Annotated in this window: 17 protein-coding genes and 1 pseudogene; 8 read left to right on the top strand and 10 right to left on the bottom strand. The window is 70.0% G+C overall.

What is annotated here, in order from left to right:
- Positions 1 to 404: 404 nt before the first annotated feature.
- From ACF08M_RS26770 to ACF08M_RS26760, 3 genes and pseudogenes are all read right to left on the bottom strand, one after another.
- Positions 405 to 821: an ester cyclase gene (locus ACF08M_RS26770; RefSeq protein ID WP_392187813.1), complete on the bottom strand. Its 417-nt coding sequence runs from the start codon at positions 819 to 821 to the stop codon at positions 405 to 407.
- A 613-nt stretch (positions 822 to 1,434) separates the two neighbouring features.
- Entirely contained in the window at positions 1,435 to 1,905 is a 471-nt protein-coding gene (locus tag ACF08M_RS26765) for an NUDIX domain-containing protein (protein ID WP_392187812.1), read from the bottom strand.
- 2 nt (positions 1,906 to 1,907) lie between these two features.
- Positions 1,908 to 2,651 (bottom strand): annotated as a pseudogene (locus tag ACF08M_RS26760) (XRE family transcriptional regulator).
- A gap of 107 nt (positions 2,652 to 2,758) precedes the next feature.
- Between ACF08M_RS26760 and ACF08M_RS26755 the strand changes: the two are divergent.
- The 3 genes from ACF08M_RS26755 to ACF08M_RS26745 all read left to right on the top strand — a co-directional run bounded on the left by ACF08M_RS26755 (position 2,759) and on the right by ACF08M_RS26745 (position 4,606).
- A complete protein-coding gene (locus tag ACF08M_RS26755; RefSeq protein ID WP_392187871.1) occupies positions 2,759 to 3,001 on the top strand; it encodes a hypothetical protein in 243 nt (80 codons plus the stop codon).
- 252 nt (positions 3,002 to 3,253) lie between these two features.
- Positions 3,254 to 3,697 (top strand): glycine-rich domain-containing protein, encoded by a 444-nt coding sequence (locus ACF08M_RS26750; protein ID WP_392187811.1) that lies wholly within the window; start codon positions 3,254 to 3,256, stop codon positions 3,695 to 3,697.
- Between the two features lie 72 nt (positions 3,698 to 3,769).
- A complete protein-coding gene (locus ACF08M_RS26745; RefSeq protein ID WP_392187810.1) occupies positions 3,770 to 4,606 on the top strand; it encodes a protein kinase in 837 nt (278 codons plus the stop codon).
- Positions 4,607 to 5,212: 606 nt separating this feature from the next.
- On the opposite strand, the gene ACF08M_RS26740 is transcribed toward ACF08M_RS26745, so the two are convergent.
- The 3 genes from ACF08M_RS26740 to ACF08M_RS26730 form a co-directional block, all read right to left on the bottom strand.
- Positions 5,213 to 6,037 (bottom strand): hypothetical protein, encoded by an 825-nt coding sequence (locus ACF08M_RS26740; RefSeq protein ID WP_392187809.1) that lies wholly within the window; start codon positions 6,035 to 6,037, stop codon positions 5,213 to 5,215.
- A gap of 181 nt (positions 6,038 to 6,218) precedes the next feature.
- Positions 6,219 to 7,292, bottom strand: coding sequence for a metallophosphoesterase (locus ACF08M_RS26735; protein ID WP_392187870.1), 1,074 nt, complete (start codon positions 7,290 to 7,292; stop codon positions 6,219 to 6,221).
- A 158-nt stretch (positions 7,293 to 7,450) separates the two neighbouring features.
- Positions 7,451 to 8,563: a LacI family DNA-binding transcriptional regulator gene (locus ACF08M_RS26730; protein WP_392187808.1), complete on the bottom strand. Its 1,113-nt coding sequence runs from the start codon at positions 8,561 to 8,563 to the stop codon at positions 7,451 to 7,453.
- A gap of 401 nt (positions 8,564 to 8,964) precedes the next feature.
- Here ACF08M_RS26730 and hisC point away from each other — a divergent pair, with 401 nt between their 5' ends.
- The 5 genes from hisC to ACF08M_RS26705 all read left to right on the top strand — a co-directional run bounded on the left by hisC (position 8,965) and on the right by ACF08M_RS26705 (position 18,285).
- On the top strand, positions 8,965 to 10,044 hold the full coding sequence (gene hisC / locus ACF08M_RS26725; protein ID WP_392187807.1) for a histidinol-phosphate transaminase: 1,080 nt from the start codon (positions 8,965 to 8,967) through the stop codon (positions 10,042 to 10,044).
- 301 nt (positions 10,045 to 10,345) lie between these two features.
- Positions 10,346 to 11,857 (top strand): cytochrome ubiquinol oxidase subunit I, encoded by a 1,512-nt coding sequence (locus tag ACF08M_RS26720; protein ID WP_392187806.1) that lies wholly within the window; start codon positions 10,346 to 10,348, stop codon positions 11,855 to 11,857.
- Between the two features lie 18 nt (positions 11,858 to 11,875).
- The gene (gene cydB, locus ACF08M_RS26715; RefSeq protein WP_392187805.1) at positions 11,876 to 12,877 is read left to right on the top strand and encodes a cytochrome d ubiquinol oxidase subunit II; all 1,002 of its coding nucleotides are present in this window, start codon (positions 11,876 to 11,878) and stop codon (positions 12,875 to 12,877) included.
- Positions 12,878 to 12,955: 78 nt separating this feature from the next.
- Positions 12,956 to 16,474 (top strand): thiol reductant ABC exporter subunit CydD, encoded by a 3,519-nt coding sequence (gene cydD / locus ACF08M_RS26710; RefSeq protein WP_392187804.1) that lies wholly within the window; start codon positions 12,956 to 12,958, stop codon positions 16,472 to 16,474.
- A gap of 104 nt (positions 16,475 to 16,578) precedes the next feature.
- A complete protein-coding gene (locus tag ACF08M_RS26705) occupies positions 16,579 to 18,285 on the top strand; it encodes a GAF domain-containing sensor histidine kinase (RefSeq protein WP_392187803.1) in 1,707 nt (568 codons plus the stop codon).
- Positions 18,286 to 18,399: 114 nt separating this feature from the next.
- Here ACF08M_RS26705 and ACF08M_RS26700 read toward each other — a convergent pair whose 3' ends face one another.
- The 4 genes from ACF08M_RS26700 to ACF08M_RS26685 all read right to left on the bottom strand — a co-directional run bounded on the left by ACF08M_RS26700 (position 18,400) and on the right by ACF08M_RS26685 (position 24,787).
- Complete coding sequence (locus tag ACF08M_RS26700; RefSeq protein WP_392187802.1) at positions 18,400 to 19,266, bottom strand: Cof-type HAD-IIB family hydrolase; 867 nt, start codon at positions 19,264 to 19,266, stop codon at positions 18,400 to 18,402.
- Positions 19,267 to 19,549: 283 nt separating this feature from the next.
- Positions 19,550 to 20,449, bottom strand: coding sequence for an LLM class flavin-dependent oxidoreductase (locus tag ACF08M_RS26695; RefSeq protein WP_392187801.1), 900 nt, complete (start codon positions 20,447 to 20,449; stop codon positions 19,550 to 19,552).
- Positions 20,450 to 20,681: 232 nt separating this feature from the next.
- A complete protein-coding gene (locus tag ACF08M_RS26690) occupies positions 20,682 to 21,917 on the bottom strand; it encodes an SWIM zinc finger family protein (protein WP_392187800.1) in 1,236 nt (411 codons plus the stop codon).
- Positions 21,914 to 24,787, bottom strand: a complete 2,874-nt coding sequence (locus tag ACF08M_RS26685; RefSeq protein WP_392187799.1) for a DEAD/DEAH box helicase — start codon at positions 24,785 to 24,787, stop codon at positions 21,914 to 21,916. The genes ACF08M_RS26690 and ACF08M_RS26685 overlap by 4 nt, the downstream gene beginning before the upstream one ends.
- Between the last annotated feature and the right edge of the window lie 2 nt (positions 24,788 to 24,789).

Below are 24,789 nucleotides of genomic sequence, written 5' to 3'. Positions count from 1 at the left end.
CTTCACGACATGCCTCCGGCGGGGGCGCTCAGACTCCGGGATGGATGGGGCGCCGTTCGCGAGTGCCGGCCGGAGCGTGGCGAGCGTCGTGGGCTCCCATCCCGACCACCTTCGACCCAGGCAGAGCCGAGCAGTCGCGACCCAGGGCGTCAAGGTCGTTCGTACAGTGGCGCGCTCCACCTTGACGCCCTGAACCACGCCCGCTCCACGATGTGTGGGCCGAAGGCGGACGGGATAGGGGCTGGGGTGAGTGGTGGGTTCGGGTATGTGGTGCATATGCGCCACGCTGGTGAAGCAAGCTCGCTACTGTGCAGCCAGACCACCATGGTAGGTCGCGCCCGTGCCCTGTCGTGCCCGATCAGACGGGAACTGAGGGGGAACCGCAGGAACGCCCGCTCGTGGGGTCACGCCTCGGCGAGGCCGAGTTGACGCAGCATGCCGAGTTCGTCACTGCTTCCCCAACGTTCGACGAGCTTGCCATCACTGTCGAAGCGGCTGATCTGCATGCCTCGGTAGCTCACCGTCTTGCCGGTCGCCGGGTACCCCATCAGCGGTCCCAGATGCGTCCCGGTGATGGTGTAGGCGAAGGCCACCTCGTCGTCGCTCGCCACCAGATGTTCCACCTCGACGTGCAAGTCGGGAAAGGCTGCTCGCAACTCGCCGAACATGGCCTTGTACCCCTCGGGTCCCGGCCCCTGCCGTGGGGCGGGATCATGGTCGATCGAGTCGAGCGCGACGATCTCGTCGAGGGTCTCGAGGTTGCCGGTCACGACGGCTTCTGCGAAGGCACTCTGTGCGGCGATGTTCGTTTGCTGGGACATAGGCACTCCTCGGGCGCGTGTCGCCACCGGTCTGTCCGTCGGCTGCGAAGACCACGCACCTACGCCGTATTGCGACCGTACACCGCTCGTACGCCCCCGGCATGTCTACGCGGAAGGCCTCCAGAGCAGCCGCTCTCCATCGGAGGCATGGTCCGCACAGCGTGGGAAGAGGGCGCAAGGTCTGCAAGAAGCGCCGGCTCCGGCCGAGATGCACGGGTGACATCGACGGGGCGAACACCAACGGTTCGTGCCGCACGCGAGCGGATCACCCAGGCCCCTGGACCGAGGTCGGCTGATCCCTGTGATCGACCTGATAAGGATGAGACCGTGCGGTGGCGGTACCGCAGGGAAGTACGGCAACCCCAGCAACCGGCAGCGCTACATACCGGCCCTCATAGGCTTCCCGGCAGCCTGTATGACCTTCAATGACCGACCTCTGTAGAGCTACGGATCAGAAGTTCCCCGTGCCACAACCGCGCCAGATGGGACGGGGACTCACGGGGAACCGCGGCTATCAACGGTGGCCACAGCCGGCGCACGCCCAAGTCCACGTTTCGCAGGTCAGGCCCCAACTCACCCCACCTCGCTCCTAAAGCGGGTGTCGCGGGTGCGATCAGCCGAGATAGGGCCGCTTACGGTGTTCCAGGAAATGACGGATCCGGAGCTGCTGCGTGTGGTGCATCGGTAGTTGATCAATCTCTTCTGGCTGGACGAACCGTAGCTCCGTTGACTCGTCGGAGATCGCGAGTCGGCCGCCGACCACGCGGGCGGTGAAGCAGACGTTGAACTGTCTGCGCACTTCGCCGTCCGAGTAGGCGATGACGTGGCGAGGGTCGGTGTATGTGCCCACGAGCCCCGTGATCTCAACGTCCAGACCTGTTTCCTCCTTCACCTCCCGGACGGCCGTTCCTGGGAGGGAGTCGGTCATCTCCATGCCGCCACCAGGGAGCGCCCAGAGATCGTTGTCCCTTCGGCGCTGAAGGAGCATGCGCCCTTCGTCGTCGGTCACCACGGCGGATGCGGCGACCACCAAGCTGTTCGGCTCAGGAGCCGCCGGATCGTCGTAGTACTCGGTGCGTGCCATGATCACTCTTCCCTTACCGGCGCCGCGGTCTCCCACACCGCGTCGAAGCTGCTGGCGTAGGTGTCGAACATGCCGCTCGCTCCGCTGCGCCGAAGGTGCCACACAGGCGCAGCGTAGGCGTTCACGCCTCAGACATGGGCATTGATCATCGCCTGTTCATCCGCACGATAGATCGAGTTGTAGAGCGTGGTGGCATGGGTCCGCACCTCGATGCCGGGTGCCCCGGCAAGGGGGCGATAGTGCATGAGAGCGAGACGGCAACGGGACTCGATTCCGTGGCCGAACCTCTCTTCTTTGCCGCGCTCTTGGACATTCGTGCTGTCGGGGTCGCCGACCGCAATGCGGACCGCGCACCCCTCAGCCGCTCGCTCTCGCAGCACGTCGTTGAGTCGCGGGTACGCCTCGTGCAGGAAGACGGCCGCATACACCAACACGTCGATGTGCTCACGGGCCTGCGTCAGCATGTCGACGAAGGTGGACACGGGGACGTCCGCCCGCTGATCGTAGAGAGCCACAAGTCCCGGACTGACGGCGCGGGCAGAGCGTGCCTGCCGGAGCGCTGGCCATAGAGCGTGCACGTCTTCTCCTAGCGTTTCCGCTGCCAGCATGGCCGTAGCACGGCGTGGCGTACGCCCCAAATTGACCTATCGTTCGACGGACTTGGGATCGACTTCGACCTTGTCCGCGAGGGCGGCGTACGTCCAGCCGCCGGCCGCCATGGCAGCACGTAGCCTCTCGTTCGGCATCCCAATCTCTCCCATCGTTCGGGGACGGCACTAGGGACGTTTTACCCGACGCGGGACGTCCCGAAGTGGTGTTTGGTGGAGGTTCCGACGTCCTCATGAACGGCAGCATGCTCGTGTCCATGGCGAGCAATCAGCAGGCCAGACCCGCAATCGGCGAACTGGCCAAGGACCAGAAGACCGGACGCATCGGCCTCGTCATGGGCGAGATCGGTGGCCGCGTTCAGATACGACCTGTGAGCGGTGGCATCAAGTGGGACGCCATGACCGGTGACGTGGCGGCACCCAAGGCGCGGGAGGAACTGAGCGCGCGCCTGGCTGTGAAGAACAACAACAGCCGGGTCGGCCTGTGATGCGCGCCATCGGCCGGTATGCCGGCGTCCTCTTCATCATCTGCATCAGCACTTCGTGCGGATTGGTGATCGGGGTCGCGCTCGGGACCGGTGCCTAGACCGGTCCGCCCTGGGCGGGTTTGCCGAATCCGCGGCTCCCCCGTCCCAGTTCAGAGCGGGCCAACAAACTCCCCCGGCGGTCTGCGAGCCGAGCTCGGTGGCCGGGACGGAGGTACTGCCCACGCACTTCTTCAACCCAAGGAGGACGTACGCATGACGGCAACGGTGAACGACCAGAGGACCGGCCGTGAGGTGGTCGGCGAGGAGCTGTTCAAGAGCCTCGCCTACTTCGTGGCCGTCCACAACGGGCAGACGCCCGAGCGTGCCGAGCGGATCGCCGATCAGGCCGTGGCCTTCCTGGTCACCGTGGCGACGGCGACCGTTCCGATGGTCCCGTCCGATGACGTGGACATGGGCCTGCATGCCCTGATCCTGCATACCAAGGAGTACGCCGAGCTCTGCGAGAAGCACGCGGGCCGCTTCCTCCACCACAACCCGAGGCCCGGCGGGGGACCGCGTGGCCCGAAGCTGGTCGCCGCTTCGGCTCAGGCCATGAAGGCCGGCGGGTTCATGGTCTTCGACGACCTGTGGACCGTGGATGGGGAGAACCTGGCCCAGTGCGACTCCGACTGCGGCCGGCCCTACGGTCAGGCGTAGCCCTCGGCGTCAAGGTTGCGGCCGGTCTCTGCGCGGGGTCGGCCGCACCCGTCTGGAACGAAGGAGAGAATCTTGTCCGGCCCACCCCCTGAACTGCCGGTCGTCGTGCTCGACGCGCTCATGCCCACCGCTCAGCGTCTCGTCCTCAACCGGCGTGGCTCGATGGTCTGGGACGTGGACAGCCACCGGGGCCGGTTCGCGATCAAGCTCGGGTACCCGATCGCGGCGACGCCCGAGTGGCCGGCCCAGCCCTGGACGGCCCTCGCTCCCGCACGGGAGGGCGCGGTGCTGTACCGCCTCGGCTCCGAGGAGATCGCCTACGGCGAGTGGGAGCACGGGACATGGAACATCCAGCCGTGGCGCGAGGGGCCCGACCTGTACCGCCTGTGGGAGCCCTGCCGAGCGGAAAGCGCGTCGCTCGAACCACACACGAGCGTCGCCCTCGGATGCGTGGAAGCCCTGGCGGAGCTGCACGCCAAGGGCTGGGCCCACGGGGACGTACAGCCGGCCCACTTCATCGTGGGGCCCGACCGGACGCACCTCATCGACTTCGCCCTGGCCCGTGGCGGCCACGTGCCTGCTGGGTACGACTTTCCGTTCCGTGGGTGCCTCGTCCACTACGAGGCACCAGAGATCGCGCGCAGCGTCCTCGCCACCGGCGTGGCCGAAGCGACACAGCCTGCCGACATCTACGCGCTGGGAGCCTCGTTGCTCATCTCGGCCACGGGCTGGCGGGCGGTCGAATACCCGGACGACGCGCCGCGTCCCGTGCAGCGACAAGCCATCGTCGACGGAAAGCGCCGGACCGTTCGGGTACCCGGCGAGCTCGGCGGCCTGGTCGAAGCCATGCTCAGCCCGGCGCCGGAGGACCGGCCGACCATCTACGAGGTGGGCAAAGCCCTGAGCTGAATGCCATGAGCTCTGCGCTGGCTGTTCCGCTCGGGGCTGCGAGAGCACAACAACGAAAGACCGGACCACCCCTCGCCTGGACAGCATCCGGGGTGGTCGTCGTGCCCTGAGAGGGGCCGATTCCAACCCCGCTCTTGAACTGTTGAGTTGGAGAGGGATGCGGGCCGTGCGGTTCGGCCGTCCTGGTTGTCCTGGTGAGGTGATGGGTGGTGCATGTGACATCGCGTCCGGCTGGAGCGGCTTTGGCCGGTGGCCTGCCCGGTCTGGGGTCGGGCATGTTCAGGGGGCCGTACGCTGGCCCGGCAACGCGGGCAGGCTTTGCCCCTGCCCGGAATTTGAACGAGTGGCCCCCTGGACTTGCCCGACGCGGGACCCGGACCGGGGAGGTGGGTAAAGCCGTGGAAGCCGGTCGCCCCAGCCACAGAGCCTCGGCCACGTGCTGCCCTTCGGGGAATGCTGGCGGGATCGGCTCGTCGGGGCTGGCGTGCAGGTGGGCCAGGGCGTGGACATCTGCCGAATACCTCGCTGGTCGCAGTTTGGCGGTACGGCTGCGGTTGGCCGGCTGGGCGGTACCGGCACTCCCGGGCGAACAGGGCCCGGACCCGGTCAGTCCGTCTCGTGCTCCGGGCCGCCGAAGTCGGGACTGGTGAAGTCCGGGCTGGTGAACGTCGGGCGGGGGCCCGCCGCCGGTCCCTCGTCGGGGCTGGTGAAGTCCGGCCGGCTGTAGCCGATCTTCGGGATGCGGTTCGCCGAGCGATGCGGTGTACGTGCCGCGCGTCCGGCGTCGGGGTCGGCGAGCGCGTCCCTGAGGAACGGAAGGATGCCGCGCTCCAGCAGGGCGTGGCGCCACGCCTCCCTGGCGCGCGCCACATCCTCCGGCAGTTCGTTCCCGAGATCTTCGGCGGGCAGCGGCGCCGATCCGTTGCGCAGCGCGGTGACGAGCAGTCCGACGGCGGCGGCGAGGATGGCGGCGGCCATGACCGCCGCGAAGAACCAGCCCGCGGCGACCATGGTGGAGGCGAAGGACGGCGGCGGGCTGAGCAGTTTCAGCAGATAGCCGGCCAGCAGGAATATGAACGCGGAGGTGCCGGCGAGCACCGGCGCCAGGACCGTGACGACGGCCCCTATGCCGGCGCCCGACTGGTTCCGACGGATCGTGCCGTACCCGGGGTCCGGGTCCTCGGACGCCCCTTCGGCCGGCCCGCGCAGCTCTTCGCGGGCCTTCACATAGTGCTCGTACTCCGTGGCGGCCGTCGCGGTGATCAGTGTCGTGGCGTCCAGTGCCATGGTGCGCAGCTGCACGGCGTTGAGCCGCTCGCCGACCGCGGCCAGATCTGGTCGTTCATGAGCATGGCGCAGTGCGTCGTCGAGGATCCGCTCGTACTCGGGGCGGTCCTCGGTCAGCAGGTGCGGAGCGCTGTTCATGTGCATCCCCCGATGCTCCGTCGGGCCTGAGTGCCCGTTCGAACCGGGCAGTTGGGCGGAAACGGAGGAGAGCCTGCTACTGATACGCCGATGGTAGAGCGCCCACGGCACGAGGTGACAGGGGGTTTCCGTAAATAGGCCCGGTGGTCGGCGTGGTCAGGTCGTGGAGCGTCTTCCCGGCTGGACGTCAGTCATGCAGGGGCAGTTGGACGACCAGTAGCTTTCCGGCCATGGTCACTCCGCCGTCCATGGCGATGGCGAGTCCGTCCGCGTAGACGTGCGGGCCTTCGACCACGGGTCCGGAACCGTCCTCCCCGTCCTCCGAGCCGACCTCGCCGAGGAGGTACGGAATGGGGCTGTGACCATGGACGATGCGCTGTCCGCCGTAGGCCGACATCAGCTCCCGGACGGCCTGCGGCCCCGCCTCGTCGCGGAAGGCGAACCGCTTGGTGAGCTTCCGGAAGAGGTCCCAGCACTCATCGGCGTCGTTACGTGTGAGAATGGCGTGCACGGTGTCGTTGACGTCCTCGATGGTGTGGCCGTAGTCGAGGTACGCCGTCGTGTCGGAGTGCATCAGCAGATGCCCGTCCTCCTCGACGATCGCGTCGAGCCGGGACATCCACTGGAGGTGGACGTCCTGGAGCCGATCCATGTCGTTCTTCTGTCCGCCGTTGAGAAGCCAGGCGGCCTGGAAGGTGGCGGTGCCCGCGCCGGAGTTCACCGGGGTGTCGTTGAACCGCTTGGCGCCGATGAGCAGCAGTTCGTGATTGCCCATCAGGGCCTTGCAGTAGCCTCCGGCGGCCGCGGCCTCGGCGGACAGGCGCATCACCAGGTCGATGACGCCGATGCCGTCGGGGCCGCGGTCGGTGAAGTCGCCCAGGAACCAGAGCCGGGCATTGCCCGCGGACCAGTTGCCCTCGGCGTCGATGAGGCCCTGTTCGGCGAGGGCGGCGTGGAGCTCGTCCAGATAACCGTGAACGTCACCGACGACGTACAGCGGTCCGAGCCCCGGCTCCGGAGTGGGCCGCGGGTCGGGGACGGCCCGCACCTGGACGGTGTCACCGCGGTTGATCACCGGAAGGTCGCGCTCGGTGGGGGTGTACCCCTCCGGCATCTCGTCTCTCGGAACGGCATTGCCCGGGTGCGGTGGTGGAGGCGGCACCGGAGTCTGCGCATAGGGCGGTACGCGGAAGTCGCGCAACGTCGCAGTCCGCACCACGGGTTCCTGACCGGCCCCCTGTGTCATCGACCCCTCCACCACCGTCGCGCCGCCGTACACCTGACGGGCCCTGCTGGTCGAGGCGGTCCGCGGTGTCGTGCGCCCATCATAGGAATGCGGATCGTGCTGTGTGACGCACCAGGGGTGGTGAATCCGGGCGCACGTCGGGTTCACCGGCCGTTTGGTCCGAAATCGCCTGATCAATCCCTGGCAGGGGAGCGGGGCGGGCTGACCGTGGTGCGGGGCGGACGGCGTTGCGAGGACGTCCGGACGATGAGCTCTGTCGGTATGACCTGCTCCACCGGTCCGTCGTGTTGTACGCCCTCGATGGCGTCGATCAGGAGCTGGACCACCGCCGTGCCGATTCTGCGCGGCTTGAGCGAGAGGGTTGTGATGGGGGGCTCGGTCGTCGCGTACACGGTGGACTCGCTGCAACAGACCAGCAGCAGGTCCTCGGGGACGCGCAGACCGTATCGGCGGGCGGCCGCCAGAAGGTCGGTGCCGTTGGGGTCGAAGAGCCCGTAGACGGCATCGGGCCGGTCCGGGCGGGCGAGCAGCCGGTCGGCGGCGACCGCACCCGCGCACGGGTCGTGGGCGGGGTAGGACTCGTACACCGGGTCCTGGCCCACGCGCTCGCACCAATGCAGGTACGCGGTGGTGGAGAGGCGGGTGTACGTGTCGGTCGTGGTGCCGGTGAGCAGGCCGATGCGGCGGGCTCCGGCGGCGGCGAGATGGTCGAGGAGGTCGAGCACGGCCGCCCGGTGGTCGTTGTCGACCCAGGCGGTGACCGGGAGGGTCCCGGCCGGCCGGCCGTCCGAGACGACGGGCAGTCCCTGGCGTACGAGCTCCGTGACGACCGGGTCCTGGTCGGAGGGGTCGATCACGACGGTGCCGTCGAGAGCGACGTTCGACCAGACGTCGTGACGTGAGGTGGCGGGCAGGATGACGAGGGCGTAGCCGCGGGCGAGCGCGGCGGAGGTGGCCGCTCTGGCCATCTCGGCGAAATAGGCGAACTCGGTGAAGGTGAAAGGTTCGTCCCCGTAGGTCGTCACCGTCAGGCCGATGAGGCCGGACTTGCCGGTACGGAGGGTTCGGGCCGCGGCGGAAGGGCGGTAGCCCAGGCGCTCTGCGACCTCGCGGACATGGCGGCGGGTGGCTTCCGGGAGCCTGCCCTTGCCGTTGAGCGCGTCGGAGACGGTCGTGATGGAGACCCCGGCGGCGGCGGCCACGTCCCGGATTCCCGCTCGTCCTCGCCGGCCGCCGCGCCGGGGTGTCTCCGTCCGGCTCACCTGGTGCTTCCCTGCTGCTGTCATGGCGAGCCGATAGTAGGGCTCGGACGGGAGGTTGGCCTGGTCGCATATTCACTCGTTGACAGGCACGTTTTTGCATGATCATTAAGTGTCAAATGCCTTGAAAACGAAGGATGTTAGCGGGCTCAACCATGATGTGTCATGCATCGGACCCGAAGGGTCTCCTCAATGGTCGATGTCTCGAAGAGGTCTCATCTCACCTCTTCGGGGGACGCGCGCTACGGAGTGAGCCACCGGCGCGCGCCGGAGGGGGAAGCGCTCCCCCATTCCCGGCCGTACCGGACGAGGGAACGCTTCGGTCCCGGTCGTACGGGACGTCGGGACGCTCCGGCCATTCGCAGCAGCGCCCAATCCTCATAAGGTGAGCAGTATTGATGCGTACAGACGGTCGAGGAGGACCTGCGGTGAGCGAGACGAGCCCCAAGCTGCGCGCCGAGCTGGACGGCGTCCCTGCCTATGTGCCGGGCAAGCCGGCAGCTGCCGGTGGACCGGTCGCGTTCAAGCTGTCCTCCAACGAGAACCCCTATCCGCCGTTGCCAGGGGTGATGGAGACCGCCCTCGCGGCGGCCGCGAACTTCAACCGCTACCCGGACATGGCCTGCACCGGTCTGATGAACGAGCTGGCCGATCGTTTCGGTGTGCCCGTCTCGCACCTCGCCACCGGAACCGGATCGGTCGGAGTGGCGCAGCAGCTGCTCCAGGCCACCTCGGGCCCGGGCGACGAGGTCATATACGCCTGGCGCTCCTTCGAGGCGTACCCGATCATCACGCAGGTCAGCGGTGCGACCTCGGTGAAGGTGCCGTTGACCGGGGGTGACGTGCACGACCTCGACGCGATGGCGGACGCGATCACGGACCGTACCCGGATGATTTTCGTCTGCAACCCGAACAACCCGACCGGCACCGTGGTGCGGCGGGCCGAGCTGGAGCGGTTCCTGGACCGGGTGCCGGGCGACGTCCTGGTGGTGCTCGACGAGGCGTACCGGGAGTTCATCCGCGACGTCGAGGTTCCGGACGGCATCGAGATCTACCGGGACCGGCCCAATGTGGCGGTGCTGCGGACCTTCTCCAAGGCGTACGGTCTGGCGGGTCTGCGGGTCGGTTTCGCCGTGGCCCACGAGCGGGTGGCGGCCGCGCTGCGCAAGACTGCGGTGCCCTTCGGGGTCAGCCAGCTCGCGCAGGACGCGGCGGTCGCCTCGTTGCGTGCCGAGGACGAACTCCTGGGACGGGTGGGCTCTTTGGTGTGCGAGCGCGACCGGGTGCAGCGGGCGCTGGCGGGCCAGGGGTGGACCGTTCCGGAGTCCCAGGCGAACTTCGTCTGGCTGCGGCTCGGGGGCCGTACCGCCGACTTCGCCGCGGTGTGCGAGCGGGCCGGTGTGATGGTCAGGCCGTTCGCGGGTGAGGGTGTGCGGGTCTCGATCGGGGAGGACGAGGCGAACGACCTCTTCCTGAAGGTGGCGGAGTCGTACCGCAAGGAGCTGTAGTGCGGCGCAGGCCGCCTGCGCACACCGGAGGCCCCGGGCCCCGTACCTCGTTCGGCGAGGTGCGGGGCCTTCGCTTTCGGGGAGGAGGGGTGTTCGCACGGGAACGTTCCGGGGTGTCTGCTTCGGGGGGATTGATCGGAACATCCCAAGAGGGGTACCCCGCCCGAACGTCCCGAAAGTCCGTACGTCATAATTGCTTGTGAATGTGAACGCGTTCACAAGCGTCCTGTTTTTCCCATGATTAGTTGGATTTAAAGGGCAAACTGCCGGTGCGACTACGGCGACGTAAGGAGAAGACGACGTGGAGCTAGCTCTGGCGCCGGAAACCCTGGCGCGATGGCAGTTCGGTATCACCACCGTCTACCACTTCCTGTTCGTCCCTCTGACGATTTCTCTCGCCGCGCTCACCGCCGGCCTGCAGACCGCCTGGGTGCGGACGAACAACGAGAAGTACCTCAGAGCCACGAAGTTCTGGGGCAAGCTCTTCCTGATCAACATCGCCATGGGTGTCGTCACCGGCATCGTCCAGGAGTTCCAGTTCGGTATGAACTGGTCCGACTACTCACGGTTCGTCGGCGACATCTTCGGTGCCCCGCTCGCGTTCGAGGCGCTGATCGCCTTCTTCTTCGAGTCCACGTTCATCGGGCTGTGGATCTTCGGCTGGGACAAACTTCCGAAGAAGATCCATCTCGCTTGCATCTGGATGGTTTCCATCGGGACCATCCTGTCCGCGTACTTCATCCTGGCGGCCAACTCCTGGATGCAGCACCCGGTCGGCTACCGGATCAACAAGGAGCGCGGCCGGGCCGAGCTCACCGACTTCTGGCAGGTGCTCACCCAGAACACCGCGCTCGCCCAGTTCTTCCACACCATCACCGCAGCCTTCCTGGTCGGAGGCGCGTTCATGGTCGGCATCGCGGCCTTCCATCTGGCGCGCAAGAAGCACATCCCGGTGATGCGGACCTCGCTGCGGCTCGGGCTGGTCACCGTGGTGGCCGCCGGACTCCTCACCGCCGTCAGCGGCGACCAGCTCGGCAAGGTCATGTTCAAGCAGCAGCCGATGAAGATGGCCGCCGCCGAGGCGCTCTGGGAGGGGCAGAACGCGGCACCCTTCTCGATCTTCGCGGTCGGTGACGTGGCCAAGGGCCACAACACCGTGGAGATCTCCGTCCCGGGGGTACTGTCCTTCCTCGCGGACGACAGCTTCACCTCGTACGTCCCCGGCATCAACGACATCAACAAGGCCGAGCAGGAGAAGTTCGGCCCCGGCGACTACCGGCCCAACATCCCGGTCGCCTTCTGGAGTTTCCGCTGGATGATCGGCTTCGGGATGGCGTCCTTCGCCCTCGGCATCCTCGGCCTGTGGCTGACGCGGCGGAAGTTCATGCTGCCACCGGCGATGCGGACCGGTGAGGACGAAGTTCCCCATCTGGTCCTCTTCAAGAACAAGGCCCTCAGTCCGAAGCTCGCCAAGTGCTACTGGATCGTCGCGCTCTGGACGCTGCTCTTCCCGCTGATCGCCAATTCCTGGGGCTGGATCTTCACCGAGATGGGCCGCCAGCCCTGGGTCGTCTACGGCGTGCTCCAGACCCGCGACGCAGTCTCCCCCGGCGTCTCGCAGGGCGAGGTGCTCACCTCGATGATCGGCTTCACCCTGCTCTACGCCGCGCTGGCGGTGATCGAGGTCAAGCTGCTCGTGAAGTACATCAAGGCCGGACCGCCGGAGCTCACGGAGACCGACCTCAACCCGCCCACCAAGATCGGCGGCGACGACCACGAAGACGCCGACCGGCCGATGGCCTTCTCCTACTGAGAGCAGAGGAGCTGAGAGATGGAACTCCACAACGTCTGGTTCGTACTCATCGCCGTCCTCTGGACCGGCTACTTCTTTCTGGAGGGATTCGACTTCGGAATCGGTGTCCTCACCAAGCTGCTGGCCCGTGACCGCAAGGAGCGGCGGGTTCTGATCAATACGATCGGGCCCGTCTGGGACGGCAACGAGGTATGGCTGCTCACCGCGGGCGGTGCGACCTTCGCCGCCTTCCCCGAGTGGTACGCCACCCTGTTCTCCGGCTTCTACCTGCCACTGCTGATCATTCTGGTCTGCCTGATCGTGCGGGGTGTCGCCTTCGAGTACCGCTCGAAGCGGCCCGAGGAGAGGTGGCAGACCAACTGGGAGCACGCGATCTTCTGGACCTCGCTCATCCCGGCGTTGCTCTGGGGCGTGGCCTTCGGGAACATTGTGCGCGGGGTCAAGATCGACGCCGACATGGAATACGTGGGCAACTTCTGGGACCTGCTCAACCCGTACGCCATCCTCGGTGGGCTGGTCACGCTCACCCTCTTCACCTTCCACGGTGCCGTGTTCGCGGGGCTCAAGACCGTCGGCGACATCCGGGAGCGGGCACGCAAGCTGGCGCTGAAGCTGGGGCCGGTCACCGCCGTGCTCGCACTCGGCTTCCTGATCTGGACCCAGATCGACAACGGCGACGGCTGGAGCCTGCTGGCGATGATCATCGCTGCGGTGGCGCTGGTCGGTGCGATCGGTGCGATCGCGGCGGGACGCGAGGGCTGGTCGTTCGCGCTCTCCGGGGTGACCATCGCGGCCGCGGTCGCCATGCTCTTCCTGGCGCTCTTCCCGAACGTCATGCCGTCCTCGCTGAACGACGCCTGGAGCCTCACGGTCACCAACGCCTCGTCCACCCCGTACACGCTGAAGATCATGACCTGGTGTGCGGGTATCGCCACCCCCCTCGTCCTGCTCTACCAGGGCTGGACGTACTGGGTGTTCCGCAAGCGCATCGGCACGCAGCACATCGCCGAAGCGCACTGAACCCATCCGGGCCCGTCCGGCACTGATCCGCCGGACGGGCCCCGGTTCACCGACCGAGTTCGCTAGGGGCTGTTTCACGTGAAACCGATCGACCCGCGCCTGCTCCGCTACGCCCGCGCCACCCGCCTCTTCCTGGCAGCCGTGGTGGCGCTCGGCGTTGTCGGCGCGGCGCTGGTCATCGCCCAGGCCATGCTCATCGCCGAAGTGGTGGTGGGCGGGTTCGAGGACGGGCTGACCGTCTCCGGGCTGCGGACCCCGCTGATTCTGCTCGCGGTGGTGGCGCTCGGCCGGGCCCTGGTCTCCTGGCTGACCGAACTGGCCGCGTACCGGGCCAGCGCCGCGGTCAAGTCCGAACTCCGCGGCCGGCTGCTGGAGCGTGCCGCGGAGCTCGGGCCCGGCGGGCTGGGCGGCCGGCACACGGGCTCCCTGGTGACGCTCGCCACCCGGGGCGTCGACGCGCTCGACGACTACTTCGCGCGCTACCTGCCGCAGCTCGGACTCGCAGTGGTCGTGCCGGTGGCCGTCCTTGCCAGGATCGTCACCGAGGACTGGGTCTCGGCGGCGATCATCGTGGTCACGCTGCCGCTCATCCCGCTCTTCATGATCCTGATCGGCTGGGCCACCCAGTCGCGGATGGACCGCCAGTGGCGGCTGCTGTCCCGGCTCTCCGGGCACTTCCTCGACGTGGTCGCCGGACTGCCGACGCTGAAGGTCTTCGGCCGCGCCAAGGCGCAGGCCGAATCCATCCGCACCATCACCTCGCAGTACCGGCGGGCCACGCTGCGGACCCTGCGGATCGCGTTCCTGTCGTCCTTCGCCCTGGAGTTGCTGGCGACCCTGTCGGTGGCCCTCGTCGCCGTCACCATCGGCATGAGGCTCGTACACGGCGGACTCGACCTCTACACCGGCCTGGTGGTGCTGATCCTGGCCCCGGAGGCATATCTGCCGATCCGCCAGGTCGGAGCGCAGTACCACGCGGCCGCCGAGGGGCTCTCGGCCGCGGAGGAGATCTTCTCGGTTCTGGAGACCGAGCCCAGGCGGGGCGGCACGGCGGACGTCCCGGAGTCGCTGCGGCTGGAGCTGGAGGGCGTGACCGTACGCCACGAGGGCCGTAGCGAGCCTTCACCGGACCGGGTCTCGCTGGTGGTGGACGAGGGGGAGACCGTTGCCCTGGTCGGCCCGAGCGGTGTCGGGAAGTCCACTCTTCTCGACGTGGTGCTGGGCTTCACCGCACCCGACGAGGGGCGGGTGAGGGTCGGCGGCGTCGATCTGGCGACCCTGGCGCCGGAGCGCTGGCGGGAACGGATCGCCTGGGTGCCGCAGCGCCCGTATCTCTTCGCGGGCACGATTGCCGAGAACGTACGGCTGGCAAGGCCGGACGCGGACGACGGCGCGGTGACGGCGGCGTTGCGGGACGCGGGGGCGTACGACTTCGTGGCGGAACTGCCGGACGGCGCGCAGACGCTCCTCGGCGAGGACGGTGCGGGCCTCTCCGCCGGTCAGCGCCAGCGGCTCGCACTCGCGCGCGCTTTCCTCGCCGACCGTCCGGTGCTGCTGCTCGACGAGCCGACCGCGAGCCTGGACGGCGAGACGGAAGCGGGGATCGTCGAGGCGGTGCGGAGGCTCGCGGCAGGGCGGACCGTACTGCTGGTCGTGCACCGCCCGGCGCTGCTCCCGGTGGCCGACCGGGTCGTGAGACTGGAACCGGGAGAGGCACTCCGGCCGGAGAGGCCCGAGGCCTCCGTCGCGGTGCCGCAGCCGACGGGCGCACCCGCCGGAGAACATGACGCGGCGCCGGAGCGCGAGGTGCTGCGGGACACCGCGGCCCGTTCCGGGCGGGTCCTCGCCCGGGTCAGGGAGGCCGCGGGCGCACAGCGTGGACAGCTGGCACTCGCGCTGCTGCTGGGAAGTCTCGCCCTGGGCTCGGCCGTCGGCCTCATGGCCGTCTCCGGCTGGCTGATCTCCCGCGCCTCCGAGCAGCCCCCAGTGCTCTATCTGATGGTTGCCGTGACCGCGACCCGCGCCTTCGGCCTCGGACGGGCCGTCTTCCGCTACGCCGAGCGCCTGGTGTCGCACGACGCGGTGCTCAAGATGCTCGCCGAGCTGCGCGTCGCGGTCTACCGGGGGCTGGAGCGCATCGCACCGGCCGGGCTGCGCCGGACCAGGCGCGGCGACCTGCTCTCCCGGCTGGTCGCCGATGTCGACGCCCTCCAGGACTACTGGCTGCGCTGGCTGCTGCCCGCCGGGACCGCCGTCGTCGTGGGAGCGGCGACCGCCGGATTCGTCGGCTGGCTGCTGCCGGCGGCGGGCATCGTGCTGGCCGCCGGACTGCTGCTGGCCGGAGCGGGAGTGCCGCTGGTCAGCGGTGCCTGCTCCCGCCACGCGGAACGCCGGCTGGCCCCCGCGCGTGCCGATCTGGCCACCCGGATCACCGATCTGCTCGGTGGGACCGCCGAACTGACCGTTGCGGGGGCGCTGCCCGCCCGCAAGGCGCGGACCCGGGAGGCCGACGGCGTGCTGACCCGCATCGCCGCCCGCGCGGCGACCGCCACGGCGCTCGGCGGTGGCCTCATCGCCCTGATCGGCGGCCTCACCGTCGTCGGCACGGCACTTGTCGCCGTCCCCGCCGTGTACGACGGACGGCTCGCCGGCGTGGAGCTCGCGGTGGTGGTGCTCACGCCGCTGGCCGCCTTCGAGGCCGTGACCGGTCTGCCGCTCGCCGTGCAGTACCGGCAGCGGGTCAAGCGCAGTGCGGAGCGGGTGTACGAGGTGCTGGACGCCCCGCTGCCCGTGCGCGAACCGGACAGCCCGGCCGAGACGCCCGGATCACCCTTCCCGCTGGAGGTACAAGGGCTGTCCGCCCGGTACGCGGGAGCGGAACGGGATGCCCTGGACTCCGTCGGCCTCCGCCTGACAGCCGGTCGGCGGATCGCCGTGGTCGGGCCCTCCGGCTCCGGGAAGACGACTCTCGCGCAGGTCCTGCTCCGCTTCCTGGACGCCCGGGAGGGGACGTACCGGATCGGTGGGGTCGATGCCTCCGCCTTGGAGGGGGACACGGTCCGGCGGTTCGTCGGGCTGTGCGCCCAGGACGCCCACATCTTCGACAGTTCCATCCGTGAGAACCTGCGGCTGGCCCGTACCGGCGCGACGGACGAGGAGCTGCGGGCCGCCCTCGGCCGGGCACGGCTGCTCGACTGGGCCGAGGCGCTGCCCGACGGGCTCGACACCCTGGCCGGCGAACACGGCGCACGTCTCTCCGGCGGCCAGCGCCAACGCCTCGCACTGGCCAGGGCGATCCTCGCCGACTTCCCCGTACTCGTCCTGGACGAGCCCGCGGAGCACCTCGACCTGGCGACCGCGGACGCCCTGACCGCGGACCTGCTGGCCGCCACCCGGGGGCGCACGACGGTGCTGATCACCCACCGGCTGCAAGGGCTCGAAGCCGTCGACGAGGTGGTCGTGCTGGATGCCGGCCGAGTCGTACAGCGGGGCCCGTACGCCGATCTCGCCACCGAGGACGGCCCACTGCGCCGGATGCTGCAGCGCGAGCGGGAGACCGAAGGCGTGCCCGGGGAGGCGGCGGGTGTACGGGTGTGAGCGGGAGGCCGCAGGGTGCCGGGGCAGCCGTCGGCGCAGGGGCGTGAGCGAGATGGCACGATAGCCGACTTTCCTCCCCAATAGGGACTAACTAGTCTCGGGGTATGTCAGAGCAGGACCCCAAGGACTCAATCGAAGCCGCGACCCGGGCGACCCGCAGCCTGCAGGGCCTGTCCACCGAACTCACCGCCCGTGTACCGCAACTGCTGGAAGCCATGCGTTCCGTCGGCACGGGCCTCGAACTGCATTCCACCCTCGACCGGATCTGTGAGACGGCGGCCGAACTCGCCCACTCCCGCTACGCCGCCATCGGCGTCGTCGACGAGGCGGGCGAGAGGCTCTCCGATTTCGTCACCTACGGAGTGCCGGACGAGGTGGCGCACGAGATCGGCCGCCGCCCCGACGGGCACCGGGGACTGCTCGGCGCACTGATTCACGACCCTGTCCCGGTGAGGCTCGCCGATCTGACGGCCGATCCCAGGTTCGCCGGATTCCCGCCCGGCCATCCCCCGATGCGCACCTTCCTCGGCGTCCCGATCCGCGTCCAGGGGGAGATCTTCGGCAATCTCTATCTGGCGGAGAAGGACGACGGGGGCGAGTTCAACGACTACGACCTGCACATGCTGCGGGTGCTCGCCACGGAGGCCGGGATCGCCATCGGCAACGCCCGGCTGTACGAGGCGGCCCGCCAGCGCGAGCGGTGGATCGACGGGTCGGTGGCGGTGACCACCGCCCTGCTCTCCGGCGGCGACGCCGATGACGCGCTCGCCGTCGTCGCCGAACAGGCCCGCCATCTCGCCGCGTCCGCCGCCGGGATCGTGCTGCTGCCGGCCGAGGGGGGCGGCTTGGAGACAGTCGCCGTCTCCGCGGACGACTCCTGCGTCCCACTGGGGGTGATCATCGGGCCGGACAGCCCGGTGGTGGTGAAGCTGCTGGGCGGCGAGGCGGTTTTCATCGACGACTCGGCCACCGATCCCCGCGTGGTCACCAAGCTGGCCCACCACTTCGGCCCCAGCATGCTGCTGCCCCTGCACAGCGGCGGTCGGGTGCTGGGTGCGCTCGCCACCCCCCGTGCCCGGGGCGGCCGGCCGTTCACCGAGACGGAACGCACCCTCGCCACCCAGTTCGCCTCACAGGCCGCACTTGCGCTGATGATGGCCGAGGCACAGCGGGACCGGGAGCGGCTCGCGGTGTACGAGGACCGTGACCGGATCGCCCGTGATCTGCACGACCTGGTCATCCAGCGGCTGTTCGCCACCGGAATGATGCTGGAGAGCGCCCAGCGCCGGTCGGTCGTGCCCGAGGTGCAGACAGGCGTCGGCCGGGCGGTCGACGAACTGGACGTGACCATTCAGGAGATCCGTACCGCGATCTTCGCGCTCCAGCAGGAACCGGCCGAGGCGCCGTCCGGACTGCGCACCCGCGTGCTGCGCGAGATCAACATGGCGGCGGTCCCGCTGGGCTTCAAGCCCTCGCACCGCTTCCTCGGCCCGGTCGACTCGCTGGTCGGCGAACTGACCGGAAAGAATCTGATCGCGGCGCTGCGGGAGGCACTCTCCAACGCCTTCCGGCACGCCGAGGCCTCGTCGATCGACGTGGTCGTCGACGCGACCGTCGCACTGCCCGACGGGAGGGACGCGGTGAGGCTGTCGGTCGCCGACGACGGGGCGGGCATACCGGAGGGCGGTCGGCGCAGCGGGCTGCGGAACCTGGCGCGCCGAGCGGAATCGCTCGGCGGCGCGAGCTGGTTCGGGCCCGGTACCGGGGAGGACGGGGGCGGCACGACGGTGGTCTGGGAAGCGCCGATCTGAGGCGGCGGGGAACTCAGGGCCCGGGAATTCAGGGCCCGGCTCCCCACTGACCCGGCCTCTCAGCGGCCCGACCCCCGGCAGAGGCGTCGGTGGGGCCGGGTCTCAGTGGTGGGCTCAGCGCGGAGCGCCGGCCGTCCGGCGCTCGGCGAGGATCCGCTCGATGACGACGGCGACGCCGTCGTCGCTGTTGGTGGCGGTCCGGCCGGACGCGGCGGCGAGAGCGGCCGGGTGGGCGTTGCCCATCGCGTACGACGTGCCCGCCCAGTTGAGCATCTCCACGTCGTTGGGCATGTCGCCGAAGGCGACGACCTCGGCGGGCGAGATGCCGCGCTCGGCGCAGCAGAGTGCCAGGGTGCTGGCCTTGGAGACCCCCGGGCCGCTGATTTCCAGCAGGGCCGTGGGGCTGGACCGGGTGAAGGAGGCCCGGTCGCCGGCTGCCGTACGGGCCAGGGCGAGGAAGTCGTCCGGGGTCAGTTCGGCGTGGTGGGCGAGGAGCTTCAGTACGGGGGCGCCGCTGCCCGGCGTCTCCTCCTGAAGCAGTTTCTCGGCGACGGCGACGGTGGCACCCGGGTCCAGGTGGAAGGGCGGGTAGGCCGGTTCGTAGTGGATGCCCGTGGCCAGCTCGACGGCGAAGGAGGTGCCGGGGGCGGCGGCGCGCAGGGTGTGCACGACGTCGAGGGCGATGGTGCGTTCCAACGGGCGGACCTTGACCAGCTTGCCGTCCGCATGGAGATCGGCGACCGCCGCACCGTTCGCGCAGATTGCCAGGCCGTGGCCGTGGACATGGTCGCTGACGACATCCATCCAGCGGGCCGGGCGTCCGGTGACGAAGAAGACCTCGATCCCGGCCTCCTCGGCGGCGGCGAGCACGGCGACCGTACGGTCCGAGACGGTCTTGTCGTCGCGCAGCAGGGTGCCGTCCAGGTCGGTGGCGATCAGCCGGGGAGCGGGAGGCGAAGGCGAGTCGGTAGCTGAGGTCACGCGCCCATTCTCGCGTACGACGGTGCACGGTCGTGCGGAGGGGCGCACATATGAGGATGTGCGCCGCTGACCGGGGAACATTCCTGTGGCATGTGGCCGTGGGCCCCAGGCAGTCGTCCCGGGCGGGTCGGCCGTCGCCCCCGGGCGGTCGGCTCTCGTCCCGGGCCTGCCAGGCATCTGTGCGGGACCCTGCCCGGGGCCGGACCCGGCCGACTTCGAGCCGGACCCGGCCCGGGTCGGCGTGGACCGTGCCGGTCCGAACCGACCCGAGCCGGGCACCGGGTCAGTGGCCGAGCTGGGCCAGGCCCTCGGTGGCGATGCGTTCGAAGACCTTCTCGTCCATGGCGAAGTCGGAGTCGGGGATCGGCCAGTGAATGACGATCTCGGTGAAGCCCAGCTCGAAGTGGGTGCCGGCGAAGTCCACGAAAGCGTCGAAGGACCGCAGTGGGCGGTCCGGCGTGAAACCGGTGAGGAGGATCTTGTCCAGCTCGGTGACGTCCCTGCCGATGGACTCGCAGGCCGTGCCCAGCTTGCTGAGCTGCCCGCGGATGGCCTCCACGGACTGCTCCGGGGTGCCCGCTTCGTACAGCTTCGGGTCGCCTGTGGTGACCCAGGCCTGGCCATACTGCGCGGCGAGCTTCATTCCGCGCGGCCCGGTGGCGGCCACCGCGAAGGGCAGCCGGGGCCGCTGCACACAACCGGGGATGTTCCGGGCCTCGTTCGCCGCGTAGAAACGGCCCTCGTACGTCACCGAGGGCTCGCGCAGCAGCTGGTCGAGCAGCGGTACGAACTCGTCGAAGTGATCGGCTCGTTCGCGCGGCGTCCACGCCTCCTCGTCGCTCCGGCGCAGCGTCGTGGCGTCGAATCCATTGCCGCCGGCGCCGATGCCGAGGGTGACGCGTCCGTGGGAGACGTCGTCCAGCGTGATGAGGTCCTTGGCCAGCGTGACGGGGTGGCGGAAGTTCGGGGAGGTGACGAGGGTGCCCAGGCGCAGCCGCTGGGTGGCGGCGGCAGCGGCGGTGAGGGTCGGTACCGCGCCGAACCATGGTCCGTCGCGGAAGGTCCGCCAGGCCAGGTGGTCATAGGTGTAGGCGGCGTGGAAGTCGAGTTTCTCGGCTCGCTGCCACACTTTCTTCCCCGTGGCCCAGGGGTAGACCGGAAGGATTACGGTGCTCAGACGCATGGGCAGAGCCTACGCGGCGGCCGAGGGCCGCCATCCTCACGTCCGACCTGTCCCGGTTGTGCGGCAGCAAGGTCCGGCTCATCTGCCTCTGACCGCAGCACTGTCCCGAAGCCGGTCACCGGAGTCCGCAAGAGCAGGGTGCCGATCGGTTTCGCAGGTCAGTGCATGATGCATGAACGAGGCGCGACTGACGTGGACTTGTGCCCCACCGACCACGGGCCTGTCGTTCGTGTCACGTCTCGGTCTGCTGCCAGACCGCGGTGAGCGCTGTGACCGGGTCGGTATCGGCCGGTGCCGCGGGCCACCATTCGCCGTCGTCATCCTGGAGGTAGGGGTACCAGCAGGTGTCGGGGCCCAGGCGCAGCTGGATGCCGTGGTCGGTGAGGGTGAGGCGGTTGCGCCAGGTCCGGAGAGGGCCGGGTGTGGTGGTCATCTCGGTGAGGGCTGTGGTCAGAGTGGCGCGGGCGGCCGACATCATCGCCGGGGCTGGGGTGTGGGGTTGTTCGGCGACGGTGAGGCCCGTCGTGCCGCCGTGGCGCCAGGCGCGGGTGAGGCGGGCGAACTCGGTCGGTCTGGTGCCGGTGTTCTCGATCAGACGGTGGAACCACTCGGGGCCGGGGCGGCACGCGGCGATCCGTACCGCGTCCTGGTGCTGGGTCAGGTGCAGGTCGGCGGTGTCACCCGCGAGGAGCCGTACGGCGCGTGAGGCAGTGTCGGCTACGAGGTGCTCCAGGTCCGTGGAGGTGAGGCCGCTGCCGGGTGGTGGGGCTACGGGCAGGGTTGCGGTGTGGGCGGCCGGTGCGGGGAGTTCTGGCAGCCCGGGGGCATGTTCGGCCCAGTCGGTGTACGCGGCGGAGGCCGGGACGCCGGTCGGGGCTGGCGGGCTCGCTGCCTGCCGGGGCACCGTACGGCGTGTGCGCAGCTGGGCGAGGACCTCCTCGCGGCCTCGGCCGCGCAGCGCGAAGAGCACGAACGGGTCGGCGTCGATGACGGCGGCGATGGCGTAGCAGAGTGCGGCGGCGTGTTTGCAGGGGTATCCCCAGTCGGGGCAGGAGCAGTCCGGATCGAGTTCGGTGGGCTGAGGGAGAAGGGGGACGCCCGCCTGGCGGGCGTCGTCGACGAGTTCGGCGGGCATCTCGCCGTCGAGGAGCGCCGCCAGATGCCCGGCACGGGCCGCGACGGTGTCGAGCAGGGTGTCCCACTGGGCGTCGGTGAGGACGGGCAGACGGACCGAGGAGCGGTACGGGCTCGGCCGACTGCCCTGGACGGCGGCCTTGATCCGGCCCGGGGCGACATCGGCTGGGCCGACCTTGCCCTGACGGGCGTAGGTACGTCCGCGGGACAGGCGTCCGGCGTCCAGGGTGGAGTCCTCCAGGGCCGTCACCCACGCCTGGCCCCACCAGGTCGTGGCGAAGGCGCGCTTGCCGCGGGCGGGTGCGCGGCGCTGGCCGGGGAGCGAGCGGGTCATGACTGCCTTCCCAGGGCGACGAGTTCGGCGAGGTCGGCGTCTGACAGTTCGGTCAGGGCGGCCTCGCCGGAGCCGACGACGGCGTCGGCGAGCGCGCGCTTGGACTCCAGCAGCTGCGCCACCTTGTCCTCCACGGTGCCCTCCGCGATGAGCTTGTGCACCTGGACGGGCCTGTCCTGGCCGATGCGGTAGGCGCGGTCGGTGGCCTGGTCCTCGACCGCAGGGTTCCACCAGCGGTCGTAGTGCACGACGTGGGTGGCGCGGGTGAGGTTGAGTCCCGTGCCCGCCGCCTTCAGCGACAGCAGGAACACCGGTACATCACCGCGCTGGAAGCGCTCCACCATCTCCTCGCGCCGCGCGACGGGGGTGCCGCCGTGCAGGAAGAGGGTGGGGGTGCCGCGTTCGGCGAGATGTTTCTCCAGGAGGGTCGCCATCTGTTTGTACTGGGTGAAGACCAGCACCGACTCGCCCTCGGCGGTGATGGTGCCGAGCAGCTCGTCGAGCAGGTCGAGCTTGCCGGAACGGCCGCCGAGCGGCGTGGACTGGCGCAGGTACTGGGCGGGGTGGTTGCAGATCTGTTTCAGCCCGGTCAGCAGCTTGAGCACCAGACCGCGGCGGGCGATGCCCTCGGATTCCGCGATCTTCACCATGGTCTCGCGGACCACCGCCTCGTAGAGGCCCGCCTGTTCGGCCGTCAGCGCCACGACCCGCTCGGTCTCGGTCTTGGCCGGCAGCTCGGGCGCGATTCCCGGGTCGGACTTCCTGCGGCGCAGCAGGAAAGGGCGCACGAGACGGGACAGGCGTTCGGCGGCCTCGGGTTCCTCGCCCGACTCGATGGCGCGGGCGTGCCGGTCTCGGAAGGCCGCGAGGGGGCCGAGGAGCCCCGGAGTGGTCCAGTCGAGGAGCGCCCACAGCTCGGAGAGGTTGTTCTCCACGGGCGTGCCGGTGAGGGCGACGCGGGCGCGGGCGGGCAGGGCGCGCAGCTCGCGGGCGGTGACGGCGTAGGGGTTCTTGACGTGCTGCGCCTCGTCCGCGGCGATCAGCGACCAGTCGGTCCCGGCGAGGGCTTCGCGGTCGCGGCGCAGCACCCCGTAGGTGACCAGGACGATCTCGTCGCCGGCCAGGTCGTCGAGATGGCGCTCGCCGCCGTGGTAGCGGCGCACGGGAGTGGACGGCGCGAACCGGGCCGCCTCGCGCTCCCAGTTGCCGAGCAAGGAGGCCGGGCAGACGACGAGGGTGGGGCCGGCGGTGGCGGGGTCGGTCTGGCGGTGCAGGTGCAGGGCGAGCAGGGTGATGGTCTTGCCCAGGCCCATGTCGTCGGCGAGGCAGCCGCCGAGGCCGAGTCCACACATCTCCGCCAGCCAGGCGAGGCCCCGCTTCTGGTAGTCGCGCAACATGGCCTTGAGCGCGGCGGGCTGCGGGGCGGGAGTACGTGACTCGGGATCGCGGATACGGGCGACGAGGTCGCCGAGCGCGCCGACCGCCTCACAGGGGATCTGCTCGCCGTCCCTTTCCACCTCGCCGGTCAGCGTGGCGCTCAGCGCCTCCATGGGCGTGAGCGGTTCCATCCGGCGGCGCCTGGCGCGGGCCACCAGCTTCGGATCGGCGACCACCCACTGGTCACGCAGCCGGACCAGAGGGCGGCGCGTCTCGGCGAGGGCGTCCATCTCGGCCTCGGTGAGCGGCTCGCCGCCGAGCGAGATCTGCCAGTGGAAGTCGAGGAGTGCGTCGGCGTCGAGGAGCCCGCCCGCACTGGAGCCGGGGGCGGTGCGCTGCCCGATCTCCGCGGTCGCGGTGAGTGCCTTGACCAGCTCGCGCGGCCAGTGCACGTCGATGCCGGCCGAACGCAGTGTGTCGGTGGCGTCGCCCAGCAGGTCGAGGGCCTCGTCGTCGGACAGACGGAGTTCGTCGGGAGCGGCGTCCTTCAGCAGCCGCTGAAGCGGAGGCCAGGCGCGGGCGCCGCGGCGCAGCGCCAGCAGCGTCTCGGTCTCGGCGCGCGGGCCGAGCAGCCGTTCCACCTCGCCCGGCTCGCTCCACAGCCGGGCGGTCTCGACGACGAGCCCCGGATCCGCCGCGGTGTGCAGCTGCGGCACGGCCCGGAAAGCTCGGCGCCGTCCCTCCGGTGGGTCGACGCGCAAGGAGACGCCGACATCGGCGGTGAACGCGACGGTGGTCTCCTCGGCCCACTCGCGCAGGGCGGGTACGGCACGCGTCTCGCGCCAGGCGTACGGCAGCGCCCCCATGGCGAGCGGCGCGGCCGGGGTGCGGACCAGGTCGTCGGCGACCGCGTCGCAGAACTGGCGTACCAGCGCGGCGGGTTCGGCGATCCGCACCGGAGGGGGGCCGGGCTCGGGCAGACAGTGGGCGTGGGGCGGAAACGCGGCGGCGAGGGCGTCCAGGGTCTGACGCTGGGCGGCGGTGAAAGGCCCCGCCTGCCAGGTGTCGTAGCCGGCGGGGGTGAGGGCGGGGTAGAGGCGGCCGTCGGCGAGCAGCCGGAGCGCGAGGCGGGCGGCGGCCTGCCAGGCGGCGGCGGACGGATGCGGTGGCCGCGCCCCGGTCAGGGCGGCGATGGCGAGGGCGGCGGGCAGCGCGTGGCCCGTCACCTTGCGCCGCCTGACCGAGCGGCCGTGCGGCAGCACCAGTTCCGCCGTGCCGGTCTCGACGCCGGTGGGTGCCGCGCCCTCGGCGGTGGCCGCCCCGGCGGGCTGCCACAGCAGCAGCCGGCCGAGGCGGGCGGGCTCGCCGGGCAGGAACACCGCCGCCCAGCCGTTGTCGAGCAGGCCCCGTGCCCAGGAGGCCGACTCCGGTGCCGTCGGCGGCAGCACACTCCTCCGGCCCGTGCCCGGCTCCCGTACGACGACTCGTGCCACCT

Origin of the sequence: Streptomyces sp. NPDC015032 (genome assembly GCF_043080425.1) — a bacterium.
In the GTDB taxonomy this organism is placed as follows: domain Bacteria; phylum Actinomycetota; class Actinomycetes; order Streptomycetales; family Streptomycetaceae; genus Streptomyces.
Note: the sequence above shows the minus strand (reverse complement) of the source record. Positions and strands in the feature narration are given on the sequence as shown.